At 61.8% G+C, this 16,372-nt stretch carries 14 protein-coding genes and 1 pseudogene; 6 read left to right on the forward strand and 9 right to left on the reverse strand.

Annotated elements, in window-relative coordinates; genetic code table 11:
* Window positions 1–41 precede the first annotated feature (41 nt).
* A complete protein-coding gene (locus BQ8482_RS13760; protein ID WP_280178827.1) occupies window positions 42–1,004 on the reverse strand; it encodes a glycosyltransferase family 2 protein in 963 nt (320 codons plus the stop codon).
* 1,301 nt (window positions 1,005–2,305) lie between these two features.
* On the opposite strand from BQ8482_RS13760, the gene BQ8482_RS13775 reads away from it, so the two are divergent.
* The 3 genes from BQ8482_RS13775 (at window position 2,306) to BQ8482_RS13785 (ending at window position 5,346) form a co-directional block, all read left to right on the forward strand.
* Window positions 2,306–3,586: a polysaccharide pyruvyl transferase family protein gene (locus tag BQ8482_RS13775; protein ID WP_123148130.1), complete on the forward strand. Its 1,281-nt coding sequence runs from the start codon at window positions 2,306–2,308 to the stop codon at window positions 3,584–3,586.
* Between the two features lie 13 nt (window positions 3,587–3,599).
* Window positions 3,600–4,253: a class I SAM-dependent methyltransferase gene (locus BQ8482_RS13780; RefSeq protein ID WP_123148131.1), complete on the forward strand. Its 654-nt coding sequence runs from the start codon at window positions 3,600–3,602 to the stop codon at window positions 4,251–4,253.
* 412 nt (window positions 4,254–4,665) lie between these two features.
* Window positions 4,666–5,346, forward strand: a complete 681-nt coding sequence (locus BQ8482_RS13785) for a TylF/MycF/NovP-related O-methyltransferase (protein ID WP_165848561.1) — start codon at window positions 4,666–4,668, stop codon at window positions 5,344–5,346.
* 81 nt (window positions 5,347–5,427) lie between these two features.
* Here the strand turns inward: BQ8482_RS13785 and BQ8482_RS39220 are convergent, their stop codons facing one another.
* Window positions 5,428–5,577, reverse strand: a complete 150-nt coding sequence (locus BQ8482_RS39220) for an asparagine synthase-related protein (protein WP_244602793.1) — start codon at window positions 5,575–5,577, stop codon at window positions 5,428–5,430.
* Between the two features lie 323 nt (window positions 5,578–5,900).
* Between BQ8482_RS39220 and BQ8482_RS39225 the strand changes: the two are divergent.
* Window positions 5,901–6,201: pseudogene (locus tag BQ8482_RS39225) on the forward strand (glycosyltransferase family 2 protein); the annotation flags it as partial.
* 23 nt (window positions 6,202–6,224) lie between these two features.
* On the opposite strand, the gene ftsH reads toward BQ8482_RS39225, so the two are convergent.
* The 3 genes from ftsH to BQ8482_RS13815 form a co-directional block, all read right to left on the reverse strand.
* A complete protein-coding gene (gene ftsH, locus BQ8482_RS13805; protein ID WP_425294101.1) occupies window positions 6,225–8,138 on the reverse strand; it encodes an ATP-dependent zinc metalloprotease FtsH in 1,914 nt (637 codons plus the stop codon).
* Window positions 8,139–8,485: 347 nt separating this feature from the next.
* The gene (locus tag BQ8482_RS13810; RefSeq protein WP_342210954.1) at window positions 8,486–8,965 is read right to left on the reverse strand and encodes a GFA family protein; all 480 of its coding nucleotides are present in this window, start codon (window positions 8,963–8,965) and stop codon (window positions 8,486–8,488) included.
* A complete protein-coding gene (locus BQ8482_RS13815; protein WP_244602788.1) occupies window positions 8,892–9,935 on the reverse strand; it encodes an NAD(P)-dependent oxidoreductase in 1,044 nt (347 codons plus the stop codon). Before BQ8482_RS13815 ends, BQ8482_RS13810 begins: the two co-directional genes overlap by 74 nt.
* Window positions 9,936–9,950: 15 nt before the next feature.
* Between BQ8482_RS13815 and BQ8482_RS13820 the strand changes: the two genes are divergently transcribed.
* Window positions 9,951–10,289, forward strand: a complete 339-nt coding sequence (locus BQ8482_RS13820; RefSeq protein ID WP_123148136.1) for a winged helix-turn-helix transcriptional regulator — start codon at window positions 9,951–9,953, stop codon at window positions 10,287–10,289.
* 46 nt (window positions 10,290–10,335) lie between these two features.
* On the opposite strand, the gene BQ8482_RS13825 is transcribed toward BQ8482_RS13820, so the two are convergent.
* From BQ8482_RS13825 to BQ8482_RS13840, 4 genes are read right to left on the reverse strand one after another with little or no spacing between them, the layout of a single operon-like run.
* Window positions 10,336–11,160 carry an ABC transporter permease gene (locus BQ8482_RS13825; RefSeq protein ID WP_123148137.1) on the reverse strand — a complete coding sequence of 275 codons (825 nt, stop codon included), beginning with the start codon at window positions 11,158–11,160 and terminating at the stop codon, window positions 10,336–10,338.
* Between the two features lie 2 nt (window positions 11,161–11,162).
* Window positions 11,163–12,443 (reverse strand): ABC transporter permease, encoded by a 1,281-nt coding sequence (locus tag BQ8482_RS13830; RefSeq protein ID WP_123148138.1) that lies wholly within the window; start codon window positions 12,441–12,443, stop codon window positions 11,163–11,165.
* A gap of 5 nt (window positions 12,444–12,448) precedes the next feature.
* Window positions 12,449–13,498 carry an ABC transporter substrate-binding protein gene (locus tag BQ8482_RS13835; protein WP_123148139.1) on the reverse strand — a complete coding sequence of 350 codons (1,050 nt, stop codon included), beginning with the start codon at window positions 13,496–13,498 and terminating at the stop codon, window positions 12,449–12,451.
* 5 nt (window positions 13,499–13,503) lie between these two features.
* On the reverse strand, window positions 13,504–14,667 hold the full coding sequence (locus BQ8482_RS13840) for an ABC transporter ATP-binding protein (RefSeq protein WP_244602795.1): 1,164 nt from the start codon (window positions 14,665–14,667) through the stop codon (window positions 13,504–13,506).
* Window positions 14,668–14,982: 315 nt separating this feature from the next.
* On the opposite strand from BQ8482_RS13840, the gene BQ8482_RS13845 reads away from it, so the two are divergent.
* Window positions 14,983–16,371, forward strand: a complete 1,389-nt coding sequence (locus BQ8482_RS13845; RefSeq protein WP_123148141.1) for an aminotransferase-like domain-containing protein — start codon at window positions 14,983–14,985, stop codon at window positions 16,369–16,371.
* Window position 16,372: the final 1 nt, after the last annotated feature.

Raw genomic sequence — 16,372 nt, forward strand, 5'->3', positions numbered from 1 at the left:
GAAGAGCCGCTGCAAGCGCGCGAACAGGAATACGCTCACATTCACCAGATAGTCTCTTCATAAAGGCGCCGAAACTCGGCGTTTTTGTTTCGCATCCGTTTCACTCCAACCTTCATCCAGCGAGGAACCAGCCTGGCCCGGCAGTACATGTCGATCATGTTGGGCAGGCGGGAAATTGCCGTGCGCGGTTCCAGGACGAAGTATCTCTTCAGCAGGTCGCCGGCTGCGAACAGCCGCCCGCCGACCAAGGCTCTGATGGCAAGCCAATGGATCATGTCGACCAGATGCGCATCGAGATCGCTGCCGAACTGCGGATATTTTTCGCGATACTCGGCAAGGACGATTTCACATGAACGAAGCATCTGCATGACATCGCTCGACATGTTGACGTTCGTCATCCGATAGCCCACCAGGTGCTGAGGCACGACACGGAATTCGTAACTTTCCGCTATCCTGAGGCACATGAGAAGGTCCTCGCAGCCTTGTGCATTCCTGGCCCTCAGGGAAGGATCGAATTTTCCCGCCTGCTCGAATGCGGAGCGACGCATCAGCATCGAACTTCCGTTGCCGACAAAATTCATTCTGCACATCCGTTGCAGAACGCGGCCATCGGCATCGGGTCGGTATAGTGAGAATACCCGGCCGTCCTCGTCGATTTGGGCAAACCAGCAATATGCCAGGCCCGCAGAAGAGCCGCCTTCCTGCAGGGCGCGCAGTTGCAGTGCGATCTTGGATGGGGCCCAGAGATCATCCGCGTCGACAAACGCCAGAAACTCCGCATCGGTAGAGGCCGCACCGCTGTTGCGGGCCTGCGCGACACCGGCGTTCGACTGCCGCATTAGGCGTATACGCCGGTCTCTCTTAGCACAGGAGGCCACAATCGAGGCGGACTGGTCCGTCGACCCGTCGTCCACCACGATAATGTCCAGCGCCTGATGGTCCTGCTGGCAGATGCTGGTCAAGGTGGCGCGAATGGTTCGCTCAGCATTGAACATCGGCACCACGACGCCTACCCTGGCATTGTCATCAATCATCAGGCCTTCGTTTCCGCAGTTGGGGAATGGCTTATTTGTGTATTCTATTATGCATTGCTGGCCAACAACCGGGGCGAATTCGGGGCAAGTCAGACCGATTGTTGTCCTGCCAGCCTGGCCCTAACGGGCTTCGATCGTGGCAAATCAAATCTCGAATCCGGGAAATCGAACTTGGATCTGGGAACGGGGCGCGGATCCGCGATCACCTTCGTAGTCGGGGTGTTCGGCTGATGCTGTTCAGTCGACGTGTTCAATCTGCGGACCTGGGTCAACCGGCGGAGCCGGCGTGCAACCTTGCCCCTAGCCTGCCAGCGCCTCTACCTGACGGCGATGAAAAGCATCGGGCTGATGGCTGGGGCGGGCCATCAGCCTGCCTCACCAGATGCCACACTCGCCGCCTGGCCTGCCTTGGCCTCGCCTTCCCGGCAATCATGCTGCTGGGGCCAATTCCCGACGAAGAGCGATTTTGGGCCACCGGAGTGCCGGTGAAGGGCCGTTGCTCAGAATTGGCCTCCAGGAGGCACTTTCTGGTGTAGGGATGGCGGCCGGCTCTGAATGGCCAGAGCGGACAGGTCACCGTCTCGCAGAGCTTTACCTCGGTCAGATGCTGGCCAGAGCAGTCCAGGCACTCTCGTCGAATCGCCTCGATTTGGCTCATTGGCTTATGGCCGGTAAGGCCAGCAGCATCGCGAGTCGGTGGCCAAACCCGGGCAAGCTCCATCCTGGTCATGCCACTCCTCCAACTCTTGCCGCAGCGATCTCGGCGAAGGTCCGTTCGTCGCCCTCCAGCACTGCTGCCTAGCCGGTGAAGTCCTGCCAACGCAGCATCGCGACATAGGCTGCGTTCAGTTCGATCGCGTGACAGCAGCGGCCGGTCACGAAGGCGTCCTTCGCGATCGAGGAAGAAGCGGATCGCCCAGATTTGCTTTTGTGTGAAAGGCCGCTTCGTGCCTACTGACTTTCCGGCATTCCAAGCAGCGCGTCCTTGAATTGCAGGATCGTATTGAGAGTAACCCATTTCCGTTCTCCTTGGCCTTGATTGGCCGATGGAGAAACGAACCATGCCCGAGCTACAGCTCTGGGGTAGATTTGTAGCAGACCCGCCGCTTCTGGCCTCGAATATTCAAGAGAGGACCTTCAGGTCGGCGCAAGCATCATCGTGATCTGATCCAAGCAGACGTGTCAGCAAAATCCGGCGTCGCGCAAATGGGCTCGATTGCCTCAGACGTTGTGCTAACCTTCGGTCCTCCACTCGGATCTAGGGAAAAAGGATGTGCTTTAATCATCGCCCAATCCAGATACTCGTAGAGCCGAGCGACTATGTGCTGCGTAATATCGGTGACATGGCGATGCTCTATGCTGCCACGGAGCGGCTTGCGCGGCTGTGCGACAATTCGACGATCAACGTTCTGACTGACGATCCGGACGCGCTTCGCCGCTTCTGTCCCTTTGCCACCCCCCTGTCCGCCGAAGGGCGCGCCCTATGGCTCAAGCCTGATTTCAGGCCGGCCAAGTTGAAGCGGTTCGTGCCCAAGCACTGGCCCGATCGCATTCGCCGACACGCGCCGAGGCTCGTTTCTCTGTTCTGGCGCCTTAAGTTTAGGCACATGCCGGATGCGCGCGCGGCACTTCTTCGCTTCACCGATGCTGTGGACAGGGCAGACCTTGTGCTTGTAAGTGGAATGGGCGGAATCACAGACGCTTTCCCAGAATATGCCCTGTCGGTACTCGAAACTCTGAATCTCGCGCTTGCAAGGAAAGGACGGCCGGTGGTTATGGTCGGCCAGGGGATGGGCCCGCTTGCCAATGCCGAGCTGAGAGCGCGTGCATCGGCCATATTGCCAAGGCTCCACTTGATCGCGCTTCGCGAAACGCGAGCCGGGCTTCCTCTGCTCGCGGAGCTGGGTGTTTCCAAGGACAGGATCTGCGCAACCGGCGATGACGCCATCGAAATGGCGCATGAGATGCGAGTGGATGAGCTTGGCACCGGCATTGGCGTCAATCTACGTCTGTCCTCCTATTCAGGAGTATCAGCGGATATTCTCGAAGGGCTGCGACATGTCTTAGGCGCCACATCGGATTCGCTCGATGCACCCTTGATCGCCGTTCCAGTCTCATGGGTGCCTCGCGAAGCGGACATCGACGCAATTCATGGACTGATGCCCACCGATGAGACCGAGCTGAACCGGGCACTCGCGATCCGCACACCGATCGACCTCATTCGGCAAATCCAGCGCTGTCGGGTCGTAGTCACCGGCAGCTACCACGCCGGCGTTTTCGCGTTGGCCAACGGTATCCCGACAATCGGGCTAGCCAGATCCAACTACTATGTCGACAAGTTCGTTGGCCTCGCCGATATGTTCGGCACGGGCTGCGAGATGGTGGCACTCGATCATCCGAACTCAGCCGAGAAGCTTCGATCGGCGCTCCGGCGCCTGTGGGAAGAGGCGCCCGCTATTCGCCCGGCGATATTGGCCAGGGCCGAAGCTCAAATCGCTGCCGGCCATACCGCTTACCGTCGCATTCGCGACGCGATCGGGGACCAAGGCTGAATCAGGGGCCGCCATGCTGGAATACCACAGTTGGTCGACAAGACTAAAAGCGCTCAGATGCAAGCTGTTCGGAAAGACCGACTTTGAGCGGTGGACCGATGCATCGGAATTCGAGGACTGGGAGGAAAGGACGAAAATCATTGCCCGGTTAGTGCCACCTGGGGTGAGGGTGATCGAGTTTGGCGTGGGAATGGGCAAGCTTCAACGTCATCTCGACCCAAGCTGCCAATACACCCCGTCCGACCTCGTGAGCCGCGGACCTGGCACGATCGTGCTGGACCTAAATCAACGACCCTTGCCTGATCTGACCGCCCATGCATTCGATCTCGCAATTTTTGCTGGGGTTCTCGAATACGTTCACGATCTACATTCCTTTATAGAATGGCTGAGGCAGCAATCGCCGGCTTGTATCGCGTCATATGGTTGCGCGGCTCACCCCCGACATAGCCTGGCCAGGCTGCCGGAAACGTTCCGCCGCGCTGGCGCAGGCTGGACCAACACATTTACGGAAACGGAGCTGATACGCCTCTTTGCCGATGCCGGATACGGGCTAGCGCACGCTGTCGACTGGCACACCGCGGAAGGCGACGAGCGGATCTTTCACTTTCGAGACAACGACCGAACCCAGGCCGGTTCGATGTTTCGAGCTCATCCGATCCTTTCATAAGACGTTCCAGTTCATGCGCTACGGACAGGCGGCATGACCTCAGCCTCATTGCAGCTAGCCGTCCGGCTACTATCCTGGATCGCCTGCTCTGCGGCCGTCTGGAGAGATGGAAGTCACGTTTCTGCTGATTGCGGTATTCCAACGCCCCTTGTGTGCGACCTTAACGGCACGAGCTCGATCAGGTGATCGAACTTGATGGTGTCTTTGCGGTTAGATCTAAACTCTGTAAGCTTGACAGGGCGTTTGATTGCCATGCGGCGGTGGCAGCGAGCACGATTTCCGCTTCAACCATCTTGCGAGTAGCACGATGACTCTCAGCTCAGTGAAACGCCTCGTGCGGGCTTCGTTCAATGCGATCGGCCTCGAAGTAAGTCGCGTCTCCCGGTCACGGGCTCCGCACACTCGGTTTGAGATGATCTACGAGAAGTACAAGGACAGCACCATGCTTGGTCGCGAGCAGTATATCGCGAACCTCGCTCTTACTGCTACGGCGCCAGCGCATGGCTGCGTCATCGAGTGTGGCGTCTGGAAAGGCGGCACTTGTGCCGGCATGGCTGAGATCCTAGGACCGCAGCGAGAATATTTCTTATTCGACAGCTTCCAAGGCCATGTTGATCCACAGCCTATCGACGGCCCCGCTGCCCTTGCCTGGAAGGCTGGTACGAACGGCCCGTGGTACTTCAACAATGCGATCGTCGGAACCGAGCATGCCGATGCGGCCATGAGGAAGTCCGGCGCAACGCGATATCAGCTTGTCAAAGGCTACTTCGAGGAGACATTGGCCAAATTCGAGCCGCCATCACCCATCGCGGTGCTACGAATCGATTGCGACTGGCATGCCTCCGCAATGACTTGTCTTCGGGCCCTTTTTCCTTACCTGGCCGACGATGGGATCATGATCGCAGACGGGTACCCCGACTGGGATGGTTATGCACGGGCGATCCACGAGTATCTTGCCAGCTACGAAGGTATGGCTCGCATCAAGCAATTCGAAGGCGGCTTATACTACGTCGTCAAAGGTGAGCGAGATTGGTCGACGGCTGGAAACGGTGTTTTTGCAGCGCGCCAAAACGGCAACGCCGCAGAAGGCTGATGACAACGCATTCCACTTTCGATCACTTCCCTCCAAGCCGAAGAGCGTTGACCACGGTTGAATTTCTGCACGCTGCTCTGTTCACGCGCTGTCTATCGGTGAAGCGCGCGCTGCCGAGCCCTTTACCACTGCGATTCCGCAACCGCGACAAGACCGCCCCCCATGCGTAGCGGTGATCGAGCTGTCGAGCCCGCCCGACAGCAACGATCCGACCTCCACGTCGGCCACCATACACTTGCGGACCGCCTCCTCGAGCACGAGGCGCAACTTGCGCCAGATCGCCTCTCGTCGACATTCTCTTCGCCTCGGCAGCGCCGTGGGGCGTGCGAACCAGCGCCCGCGGTTCGTGAAGACTGTCGAGCAGGCCGCCGGGCGGGATTGCCTCGACGGCCTCGACCCCGATCCCGTCGAAGGCCTTCAACTCGGAGGCGCGAAGGCGAGCCCTCTCTAAGCCGCGCCCCCATCGCAGATCGGGGCGAATTCGAGGCAAATGAGGTCGGTCATTCAGCCTGGCCTATCGTAGCTGACGGGTTCGGACCCTTGACGAAGCACGCGGATTGGCGGCCGGCCGGGCGCGTGCGAGAGGCCGTGCCGGTCTTCGTTGTTGATGATTGCCACGTCCTGGGCGACTATCTCAGTGACTGGCAGCGACACTATGCCTGGGAACGGGTCACCCGGGAGGCCGCGTCGAGATCGGCGATGCCAGGGATCTGCCGTTCACGATCAAACGGTCGCCGGTCCGCGAGCGACTGACCCTGATGTCCATCCCGGCGGCTTTGTCCTCGGCTGCAACATGACGTTGTACGGCGATCTTGCAGCCCGTATCGGGCTTTGGACGAGCGGTTCGGACCCGGACCACGTCGGGACGGGGAAGGGCATCACTCGGCCGGGCGCGAGAGGTTTGTAGCCGCAGCCTTGCCTCGTCGTACCGGTCGCTTCCCCGATTGCGGATCGGATGCCTCCGTTGTCGCGCGATCCGGTGCCGAGGCGCCTCCGATGAGCGATGCGAGTTCAGCCTCGCTGAGCGTCTCGATTTCGAGCAGCTTGCGCGCCGTCTTTTCCAGCAGATCTCGTCGCTCAGTGAGCAGGCCGACGGTTCGCGCGAAAGCTGTGTCGACGATGCTGCGAACTTCCGCGTCGATAGCTTCGGCGGTGGCCTCGCCGTAATCGTGCTCGCGCGGACCGCCGGCGAGTGGGTTGGGGCTCAGGAAGGAGCGCTGGTCCTTTTCCAGCGCCACATGGCCGAGCTTTTCCGACATGCCGTAACGCGTAACCATGGCGCGGGCGATATCGGTCACTTTGGCAAGGTCATCGGCGGCCCCCGTCGACAGATGCCCGAACACGATCCACTCGGCCGCCCTGCCGCCGAGCAGCACCGCCATCTTGTTCTCCAGTTCCTCGCGCGTCATGAGGAATCGATCCTCGGTCGGCCGCTGGATGGTGTAGCCCAACGCACCGACGCCGCGCGGGATGATTGATACTTTGTGCACCGGGTCGACGCCGGGCAGCGCCATGGCTATCAACGCATGGCCCATTTCATGATAGGCGACGACTTCGCGTTCCCTGGGGTTCAACAGCCGGTTGCGCTTCTCGAGCCCGGCCACGATGCGCTCCACCGCATTGTTGAAATCGTCCATGGTGACGACATCCGCCTTCCGGCGCGTGGCAAGCAGGGTCGCCTCGTTGACCAGGTTGGCGAGGTCAGCGCCGGTAAAACCCGGCGTCAGCGCGGCGACTTTCTCGGCATCGACATCCGTCCCCAGCTTCGCCTTCTTCATGTGGACTTTAAGGATCTGGACGCGACCTTGCTTGTCCGGCCGATCAACCAGCACCTGCCGATCGAAACGGCCGGCGCGAAGAAGTGCCGGGTCGAGGATTTCCGGGCGGTTCGTCGCGGCGAGCAGCACGACGCCGATCTTCGGATCGAAACCGTCGAGCTCGACCAGGAGCTGATTGAGTGTCTGCTCCTTCTCGTCGTGGCCGCCCATCATCGGGCCCGCACCCCTGGCGCGGCCCAGCGCGTCGAGCTCGTCGATGAAAATGATTGCCGGGGCTCTGGCGCATGCCTGCTCGAACAGGTCGCGCACACGGGCGGCGCCGACGCCCACGAACATCTCGACGAATTCAGAGCCCGAGATCGAGAAGAACGGAACTTTTGCCTCGCCTGCGACGGCCTTCGCGAGCAGCGTCTTGCCGGTGCCGGGCGGTCCGACCAGCAGCACGCCCTTGGGCATGCGCCCTCCAAGGCGGCCGTATTCCTGCGGGCTCTTCAGAAAATCCACGATCTCCTGCAGCTCGGCCTCGGCCTCATCGACACCCGCTACGTCGTCGAACCTGACGCCGGTATTGGCCTCGACATAGACCCTGGCCTTGCTCCTGCCGATTTGCATCAAACCGCCCATGCCACCGCCCATGCGTCTCAGCAGCAGCATCCATAAGCCGAAGAAGACGAGGATCGGGACGACCCAGGAGAGCAGGTCGCTCAGGAATGTGCTTTCGATCTGGCCAGTGACGGTGACGCCGTGTTCCTGCAGCTGCCGCGCGAGATTCGGCTCGACGCGCGTGGTTATGAATAGCGGCTTCCCGTCCTGCGGCTGCTTGAAGCGGCCCTGGATGAAGCGATCGGAAACCTGCACGTCGGCGATCTTGCCGCCGCGTAGCAGGCTCTCAAACTGGCTGTAGGGAATCTGCGCGACGTGCTGCGTGGCAGTGTAGACATATTGGAAAATCATCATCACCGCGAAGGCGGCGATCCAGTACCAGATATTGAACTGCGTCTTCCTGTTGCCCATGTCCATGGCATCTCCTCCAGCGTCATATCGATGTAGGTCGCCGAACCGCCACGGCACGCTGGGTGCCGTGGCCAGCCCCGGCGAAGCCGACATGGCTCCCTCGCTCCAGCAATTGATTTGCCCTGGAGCCGCGACAATCGGCTTCGGAGCGTGCCTTGAGAGAACGTCGGGGAGCGCAAAGTGTTGCAAGGGGTGCTGCGAGGGAGCCTTGGGATTCGCAGTCGCCCGCGACAGCTATCCGCCCAATCGGGACCTTCTTGAACGGAAATCGATTGCCGAAGGAGACGTTGCCGGACTCACGATGCCGAGCCTGCTGCAAGCCAGGCATCGCGCTTGGTGATCCGCCCTCAAGAGGCGGCTGCTTCGGGCACGCCCTCCAAGCAAAGCCATCTATGCTTTCTGTGAGGCCAATGGAGCATTATCGGGGGTGGGAATTCCGGGTCCTCCAGGCAGCCGACCGATACCGACAGCGCATCCTTCAGCCCTTCTGCCCGCATCAAGACGACCGAGCCGCATGTGGTGCAGAATGTCTGCTCCAACCATTGTCCCGACGAGCCGGTTCTGCGCCAGGATCTGGTCTCGCCTTTCTGGCCGACGAGGGCGGAACCGGCGTAGATGGCCCGGTACGAGAACGCCGTTCCGGTGCAGCGCTGGCACTCCATGCAACTGCACGCATAGACGCGTCGCGGCTCTCCGGCGAGGACAAGTTCCACGCTCCGGCATGAGCAGGTCGCGGTTCGTTTCGTCTTGCTGCTATGCATTCGATCGCTCCCCGCTCTGGCGCGGCGAACCATTTCGAAACAGCGGCGCGAGAGATGCAAAATCATCTTCCATGCGCTCGAGCGAAAGCGCCTGTCGAAAGATCATATCCATGGCGCGCGGCATAGCCGCGTCGAGCCCTCGCTCCTCGCATGCCTCAAGCAGGTGCTGGAAGGCGCTGTAGTGGGCGCCCAATGATGCCAGGGTCGCGTCGTCGCCGGTAAAACGGCGTGCATTCGTTCTATCCACCAAGTCGAACAGAGCGGCATCGACAACCGGCTTGAATCCGGAAAGATGGTTCCTGAACGTCGCCAGGTCGAGACCTTCGGCCTCGGCGACAGCCATGCCCTGGAGTGCTCCGAAGAGCCCGCCCCACATCTGGGTGAGCAGAGCGGTATCAAGCGCAGAGGCTTGACCCGGCAGCTCCCCGACATAGCTCGTGCCGCCGCCGAGTGCGAAAAGCAGGGGCTTGTGCTTCTTATAAACGTCGCGGGAACCCGAATAAAGCAGTGCGGTTTCGGGTTTGCCGATAAAATCCGGAGTGGCCATGATCGCCCCGTCGAGATATCCGGCACCATGCGCCTCCACCCAGCGCGCTTCGTCCCGCGCCAGACGCGGCGATCCGGAGGTGAGTTGCACGACGGCTTTGCCGGCCAATGCCGAAGCGATGCCAACCCGCTTCAGCAAAGCGTCGCTGGCGGCATAGTCGAGAACATTGATGATCACGACGTCGGCCGCTCGGATTCCATCCTCCACCGAGGGGGCGACCTTCGCACCAAGGGCCGCCAATGAGTCGCACTTTGCCACGGTTCGATTCCAGACCCATGTTGGATAGCCGCGGTCGAGCAGCGTTCGAGCAATGGACGAGCCCATTCGGCCCGCGCCGAGCACGCAGACATTCGATGCCATAGTAACTTCTCCGATAGACTGATGGCCCTGTCGACGAGGGTCCGTTTTGTGTTTGGCGCGCTCGATCCGAAGATATAAATTCTTGCTGCGTTGAGAAGTACGCACCTTGAGGTAAGCTATCGCCATCATGACAGGAGCTGCCAAATGAGGCGCAAGGAACCAGACAGCTGCGGTTTTGCTGCCGCGCTGCAGGCCATCGGCGGAAAGTGGAAGACCTCGCTGCTATGGGAACTGCACCTGCGGCCATACCGCTTTGCCGAACTGCGCCGGTTGTTGCCTGGCGTCAGCGAAAAGGTGCTCACGCAACAATTGCGGCAGATGGAAGCCGACGGGCTGATCAGCCGGCGCGCCCATGACGAGGTGCCGCCTCGCGTGGAATACTCGATCACGCCGCTCGGCTTTAGCCTGAACGATGCGGTGACAGTCATGTCGGCATGGGGCAAGCACCACGAGACATGGAAATCCCGGCGTAAAGCAGCCTGACGTCGGCAGGCCTATGGAGGCTTTGGCCGACCGCCGCACGACATTCCTAGTCGATGCGCGGTCGCTGCTTGCCACGGCGGGCCAGAAAATTGGCAACGACGAGCAGGATGATCGACAGTGCCATCATCAGCGACGCGGCGGCGGTGATTGCCGGGCTCAGCTTCTCGCGCAGGCCGATGAACATTTCGAGCGGCATGGTGCGCTGATTGGCGCTGGCCAGGAACTGCACCACGACGACCTCGTCGAACGAGGTGACGAACGCAAAGGCCGCCCCTGACAGCACGCCGGGCAGGATCAGCGGCAGCATCACCCTGAAGAACGATGTGATGGGCTTTGCTCCGGAGATGGCGGCGGCGCGCATCAGATTACGGTCGAAGCCGGTGAGGCTCGCTCCCACCGTGACGACGACGAAGGGACTGGCGAGCGCGGTGTGCGCCAGGATGATGCCGGCATAGGTGCTGGCAAGGCCGACGCGTGCATAGAACAGATATGAGCCGACGGCGGTGATCACCACCGGCACGATCAGTGGCGACAGCAGAAGCGGCATGACGATGCGGCGGCCGGGAAACTTTTCGTCGGAAAGCGCAATAGCCGTCAATGTGCCGAGTATCGTTGCGATCAGCGTCGTCCCGAACGCAACGATCAGGCTGTTGCCGATTGCTGCTTGCCAGCGCTGGGTTCCAAGCACGACCTCGTACCAGCGCGTCGAAATTCCCTCCAGCGGAAAGATGAAGAAGGCGCCGCTGTTGAACGACAAGGGAACGGGAATGAGGATCGGCACGAGGAGGAACAGGATCACCATGCCGCACCACAGCCAGAGCAGGGTGATGCGGATTCTCTCGCCTGTCGTCGGATAGGGAGACAGCAACATGGCTACACCAGCTTGAGACGGTCGAGGCCGAGGATGCGGGCGAAGATGCCGAACAGCGCCAGTGTGAAGACGAGCAGGATAAAGCTGAGCGCCGCCGCCATCTCCCAGTTCAGTTCGACATTGACGTAGCTGGCGATGAAATTGCTGATCAGCTGGTCGCTGGCGCCGCCGATCAGCGCCGGCGTGATGTAATAGCCGAGGCAGAGGATGAAGGTGAGCAGACAGCCGGCCATCACGCCAGGAAAGACCTGTGGAAGGTAGACGCGGCGGAAGGCGGTAAAAGGTTTTGCGCCGAGCGAATAGGCAGCCTTCATCTGCGAAGGCTGGATGGTGCGCATGACGCTGTAGATCGGCAGCAGCGTGAACGGCAGCTGGATGTGGGTCATGGCGATGATCAGTCCGATGCGGCTGTACATCAGGTCGAGCCGATCGTCGGCAACGCCGAGCCACAGCAGCAGATCGTTGACCAGGCCGAATTTCTGCAGGAGCACCGTCCAGGCCGCCGTTCGCACCAGGATCGAAGTCCAGAACGGCAACAGCACCGCAACGATGAGAATGGCGGCGAGGCCCTTGGGCACGGAAGCGATGAGATAGGCGAGGGGAAAGCCCAGTATCAGCGTTGCCAGCGTCACCGCTGCGGCGACGAAGAATGTGCGCATGAACACCTGCAGGAAGATCGCCTGTTCGGGTGGCACCCTTTCGATGCCGCCATCGGCATTCCAGCGCAGATCAAGCGCGCTCAGCAGGTAGAACGACGTCACGCTATGGGTACCGCTCTCGATGACCGGCCATGTGCCTGGCGCCGACCAGAGCGGCACGGCTTTCATCACCTCCAGCGGCGGCCTGTCGGCGGCCTCCAGTTGGCGCACCGTCTTGAGCACTTGGCTGCGTGCACCCGGCAGGCGGGCGTTGAGGCTCTTGGCGAGTTCGTAGGCGGTGCCCTTGGCCTGGTTGCTCCGGAGGTCGGCGGCAAGGGCCAGGAAGGCAGCGTCGTCGGGCAGTCCCGTGCCGTTCCAGCCGACCAATGCCTGGCCGGTCTGCGGCAAGGCGTTGGCAATCGTCGGATCATAGACGGCGCGCGACAGAAGCAGGACGATCGGGATGCCGAAGCTCAGCGCCAGGAGCACAAGCAAAGGTGCCGCCAGCGCCAGCGACCGCAGCCGGTCGCCGAGATCGGCGCGGCGAAGCGCCGCCGCGACCGACTTTGCAGTGCCGGTGTCGGCGGCCGACCAGTCGCGGCTTGCCCGCGGCCGGTCCAGTTTCGTGGGCTCAAGCGCCGACATTTTCCCTACTGCGCAAGCCAGGCGTTGAAGCGCTTGACCAGATCCTCGCCATAGTCTCCCCAGAATTCGGTATCGGCGACCAGGTAAGCGGTCATGTGGTCAGGCGCGTTCGGTAATTTCGGCAGGGCGTCGGGCGCGACAAAGGAAGCTGCATCGATGCGCACCGGCCCGTAAGTGATATAGCTGGCGAGCTTGGCGTTGATTTCCGGCTGGCTGATATAGGCAAGATACTTGTAGGCCAGCTCCGGGTTCTTGGCGCCCTTCGGAATGGCGATCATGTCATATTCGAGGATCTGGTTGTTCCAGACGATCTTGAATGGCGCCCCGTCCTTGTCGATGGCGTTCTGGATACGGCCATTCCAGGCGGTGGTCATCACCACTTCTTTAGATGCGAGGAGCTGGGGCGGCTGCGCACCGGCATCCCACCAGACGATGTCCTGCTTGATGGTGTCGAGCTTCTTGAAGGCACGATCGACGCCTTCGGGGGTTGCCAGCACCTCGTAGACATCGGCCGGCGCGACACCATCGGCCATCAGCGCCCATTCGAGGTTCTGCGCCGGAAACTTGCGCATCGCGCGCTTGCCCGGAAACTTCGTCGTGTCAAAGATGTCGAGGACCGAGGTCGGCGCCTCCTTCAGCACGTTGGGATCATAGGCAAGGACGTCGCCATAGGCATCGAGGCCGACGCCGCAGTCGAGGGCGGAACCTTCGATGAACTTTTCACGGGGGGCGATCTTGGAATAGTCGAGCCGCTCGAGAATGCCGGCGTCGCAACCCTGCAGCACGGTCGCGGTCTCGACCGTCACCAGATCGATCGGCACGTTGCCGGTATCGACCATTGCTTTGACCTTGCCGAGATCGCCAAGATATTCCTGCTCGACGATCTTGATCCCGGTCTCCTTGCTGAACGGCTCGAACCATGCCTTGCGCTGGGCATCCTGCCAGGCGCCGCCGCTGGCCATGATCGAAAGCTCTTCCGCCAACGCAGCATGTCCTGACGTAATGAATGCTGTGGCTGCCGCGAAGGCGAACAGCCAGGCTTTTGTGATTTTCATTGTTCTTATTCCCCTGTTTTCGAGATGGAACCGCCCGTTCCGGTATCGGCCGGAAAGGCGCGGCAGTCGTTGGGCGCGCAGGAAACCGTGACCGGTTCCCCGCTGCCCATGGTCGCTTCGGGGCCGACCTTGACGGTCAGCAGCTGTCCGTTTTCCAGCCTGGCCAGAAGACGCTGGTGGTCGCCGAGATAGATGCGGCCATCCACCGTGGCGGCTAACGCATTTGCTCCGTTCGAAGCGGGCGCAAGCTTCAGCCGCTCCGGGCGGATGGCGACATGGCAGGCCGCGCCCTCAGCAACGCCGATGGCCAGTGCGGTGACCGAACCGCCACCGTCCAGCGCGACGCGGCACTCCTTCCCGGAGATGCGCTCGACCTTGCCTTCCAGCGTGTTGTTCTCGCCGATGAAGCTCGCGACGAACGAGCTCTCCGGCGTGTTGTAGAGATCATCAGGCGAACCGAGCTGGGCAATCCCGCCATTGTTGAACACGGCAACGCGGTCCGACATGGTCAGCGCCTCGCTCTGGTCGTGCGTCACGTAGACGATGGTGACGCCGAGCATCGTGTGCAGCTGCTTGATCTCGAGCTGCATATGCTCGCGCAGCTTCTTGTCGAGCGCGCCGAGCGGCTCGTCCATCAGCACCAGGCTCGGCTCGAACACCAGCGCGCGGGCAAGCGCGACACGCTGCTGCTGGCCGCCGGAAAGCTGTGCCGGCCGCCGGTCGCCGAACTGCCGCAGCCGCACCATGTCGAGTGCGCGGCCGACGCGGGATGCAACGTCCGCCTTGGTGATCTTGCGGACCGAGAGTGGGAAGGCGACGTTCTCCTCAACGCTCATGTGCGGAAACAGCGCGTAGTTCTGGAACACCATGCCGATGTTGCGTTCGTAGGGCGGCAGCCTGTCGACCGACTGGCCTTCAAGCGTAATGACGCCGCTGGTCGGCCGTTCGAAACCTGCAAGCATGTTGAGCGTCGTCGTTTTGCCCGAACCGGAGGGGCCGAGAAGGGTGAGGAACTCGCCGCGCGCCACACTGAGGTTTAGCCGTGTCACCGCGAACGTCCGGCCGTCATAGGATTTTTCGACATCGACGAATTCGACAAATCCCTGCCGGCGGGCGTCCGGTGCCGCAGCGGCGCTGTCGGCTGGCAAGACTGTCGCTTCGGCGATCACGAACGGAAATCCGTTGAGCGGCGGCAATGGCCGCTTGTCGAAACGAGGTGGTGCTTGCCGTGCATGTGTCGGTCGGTCTCGCATGACGCTGGCCGCGCAAGGGCGGCAACCAAACTTGTATGCTCACACAATCAATCGCTAAAGCAGCATAGGTGCAGACAAGTTTGCCCGTCAAGCGGCTTTCTTCGGAATTGTGTGAGTTTTTTCAGCCGGATTTTGAAAAAATGTACCGGACAAGTGCTATTGTCCGGAGCATTGTCTTATGCTAGATGCGCCGGTAGCCAGAGTGTCAACACACCGAATCCGCCAACCCGCATGCTTCAGGACCTGCAACTCGCCTCGGATGAAGGCCCGGTCTACCGGCGCCTTGCTGACGCTATTGCCGAACGGATTACAGCCGGCACGCTTGCCGTTGGAGACCGGTTGCCGCCGCAGCGCGAGATTGCCCGCGCACTGGGCATCAACGTCACCACGGTGACGCGCGCGCTGTCGACACTGCAGCAGCGCGGCCTGCTCGAAGCGCGGCCCGGACGCGGCACCACGGTCGCCGCCCGCAACGGCGGCGAAGGACCAGGTTTCGTGTCGGCGCCGAGCGAAGACACCGGCGTCATCGATCTTTCCGTGAACAGACCTGCGACCTCGGCCTATCTCGACGCGCTGGCGCTGCTGCTGCCGCGCCTGTCCAAGGACCGGCACTACGTCACGCTTCAGGACTATCATCCGCCCGAGGGGCCGCTGTGGGCGAGGGAGGCAATCGCCGAGTGGATGCGGCCGGCGGCGGGCGACGGCGATCCCAGCCGGGTGGTGCTGGCGGCGGGCGCCCAGCATGGGCTGGATTGCGTGCTTGGCGCGGTGACCAGGCAGGGCGAGGTCGTGCTCGCCGACGAAGTGACTTATCAGGGCATCAATGCACTGTGCCGGGTGCATGGGCTCGATCTCAGAGGCGTCGCCATGGACCGTGGCGGCATGCGGGCCGACGCGTTCGAGTCGGCCTGCGCGCAGCTGCGCCCGCGCGCGGTTTTCCTGGTGCCGACCCTGCACAACCCGACCACCATCACATTGGGCGAGGAACGCCGGCACGAACTGGTGGCTGTGGCCCGTCGCCATAATGTGCTCATCATCGAGGATGACGTCTACCGGCCGCTGGCAGACAATCCGCCGCCGTCGCTTGCCAGCCTCGAGCCCGAATTGACGGTTCACATCGGCGCCTTGTCGAAATGCCTTGCCCCAGGGCTGCGCCTCGGTTTTGTGATCGCGCCACGCGCCATAGCCGGCCAGGTCGCCGCGGCTTTACGCATCAACTGCTGGAGCATCAGCCCTCTGACGGCGCTGATCGGCGCGCGGCTGATAGAAGAGGGCTCGGCGGCGCGCATCATCGAAGCCCAGAAGCAGGAGCTTCGGCAGCGCCAGGCCATCCTCACCGAAATCCTCGGCCGCTACGATGTCCAGAGCCACGCCACCTCGACCCATGCCTGGCTGCGCCTCCCGGAGCCGTGGCGGGGCGCGGGTTTCGCTCGCACCTGCCTGGAACGTGGCGTTGCCGTTCTTCCCGGCGACGCCTTCGCGGTTGGGCGCGAGCCGGTGCAGCACGGGGTGCGCATCAATGTCGGCGCCGCGCGCTCGCTCGACGATCTTCGCACGGCCCTGAACACCATGGCCGAACTGCTCGCGGCCGGGCATCTGCAACTGCCTGGCTTCGTCTAGG

The sequence above is a fragment of the Mesorhizobium delmotii genome (assembly GCF_900149755.1).
GTDB lineage: Bacteria > Pseudomonadota > Alphaproteobacteria > Rhizobiales > Rhizobiaceae > Mesorhizobium > Mesorhizobium delmotii.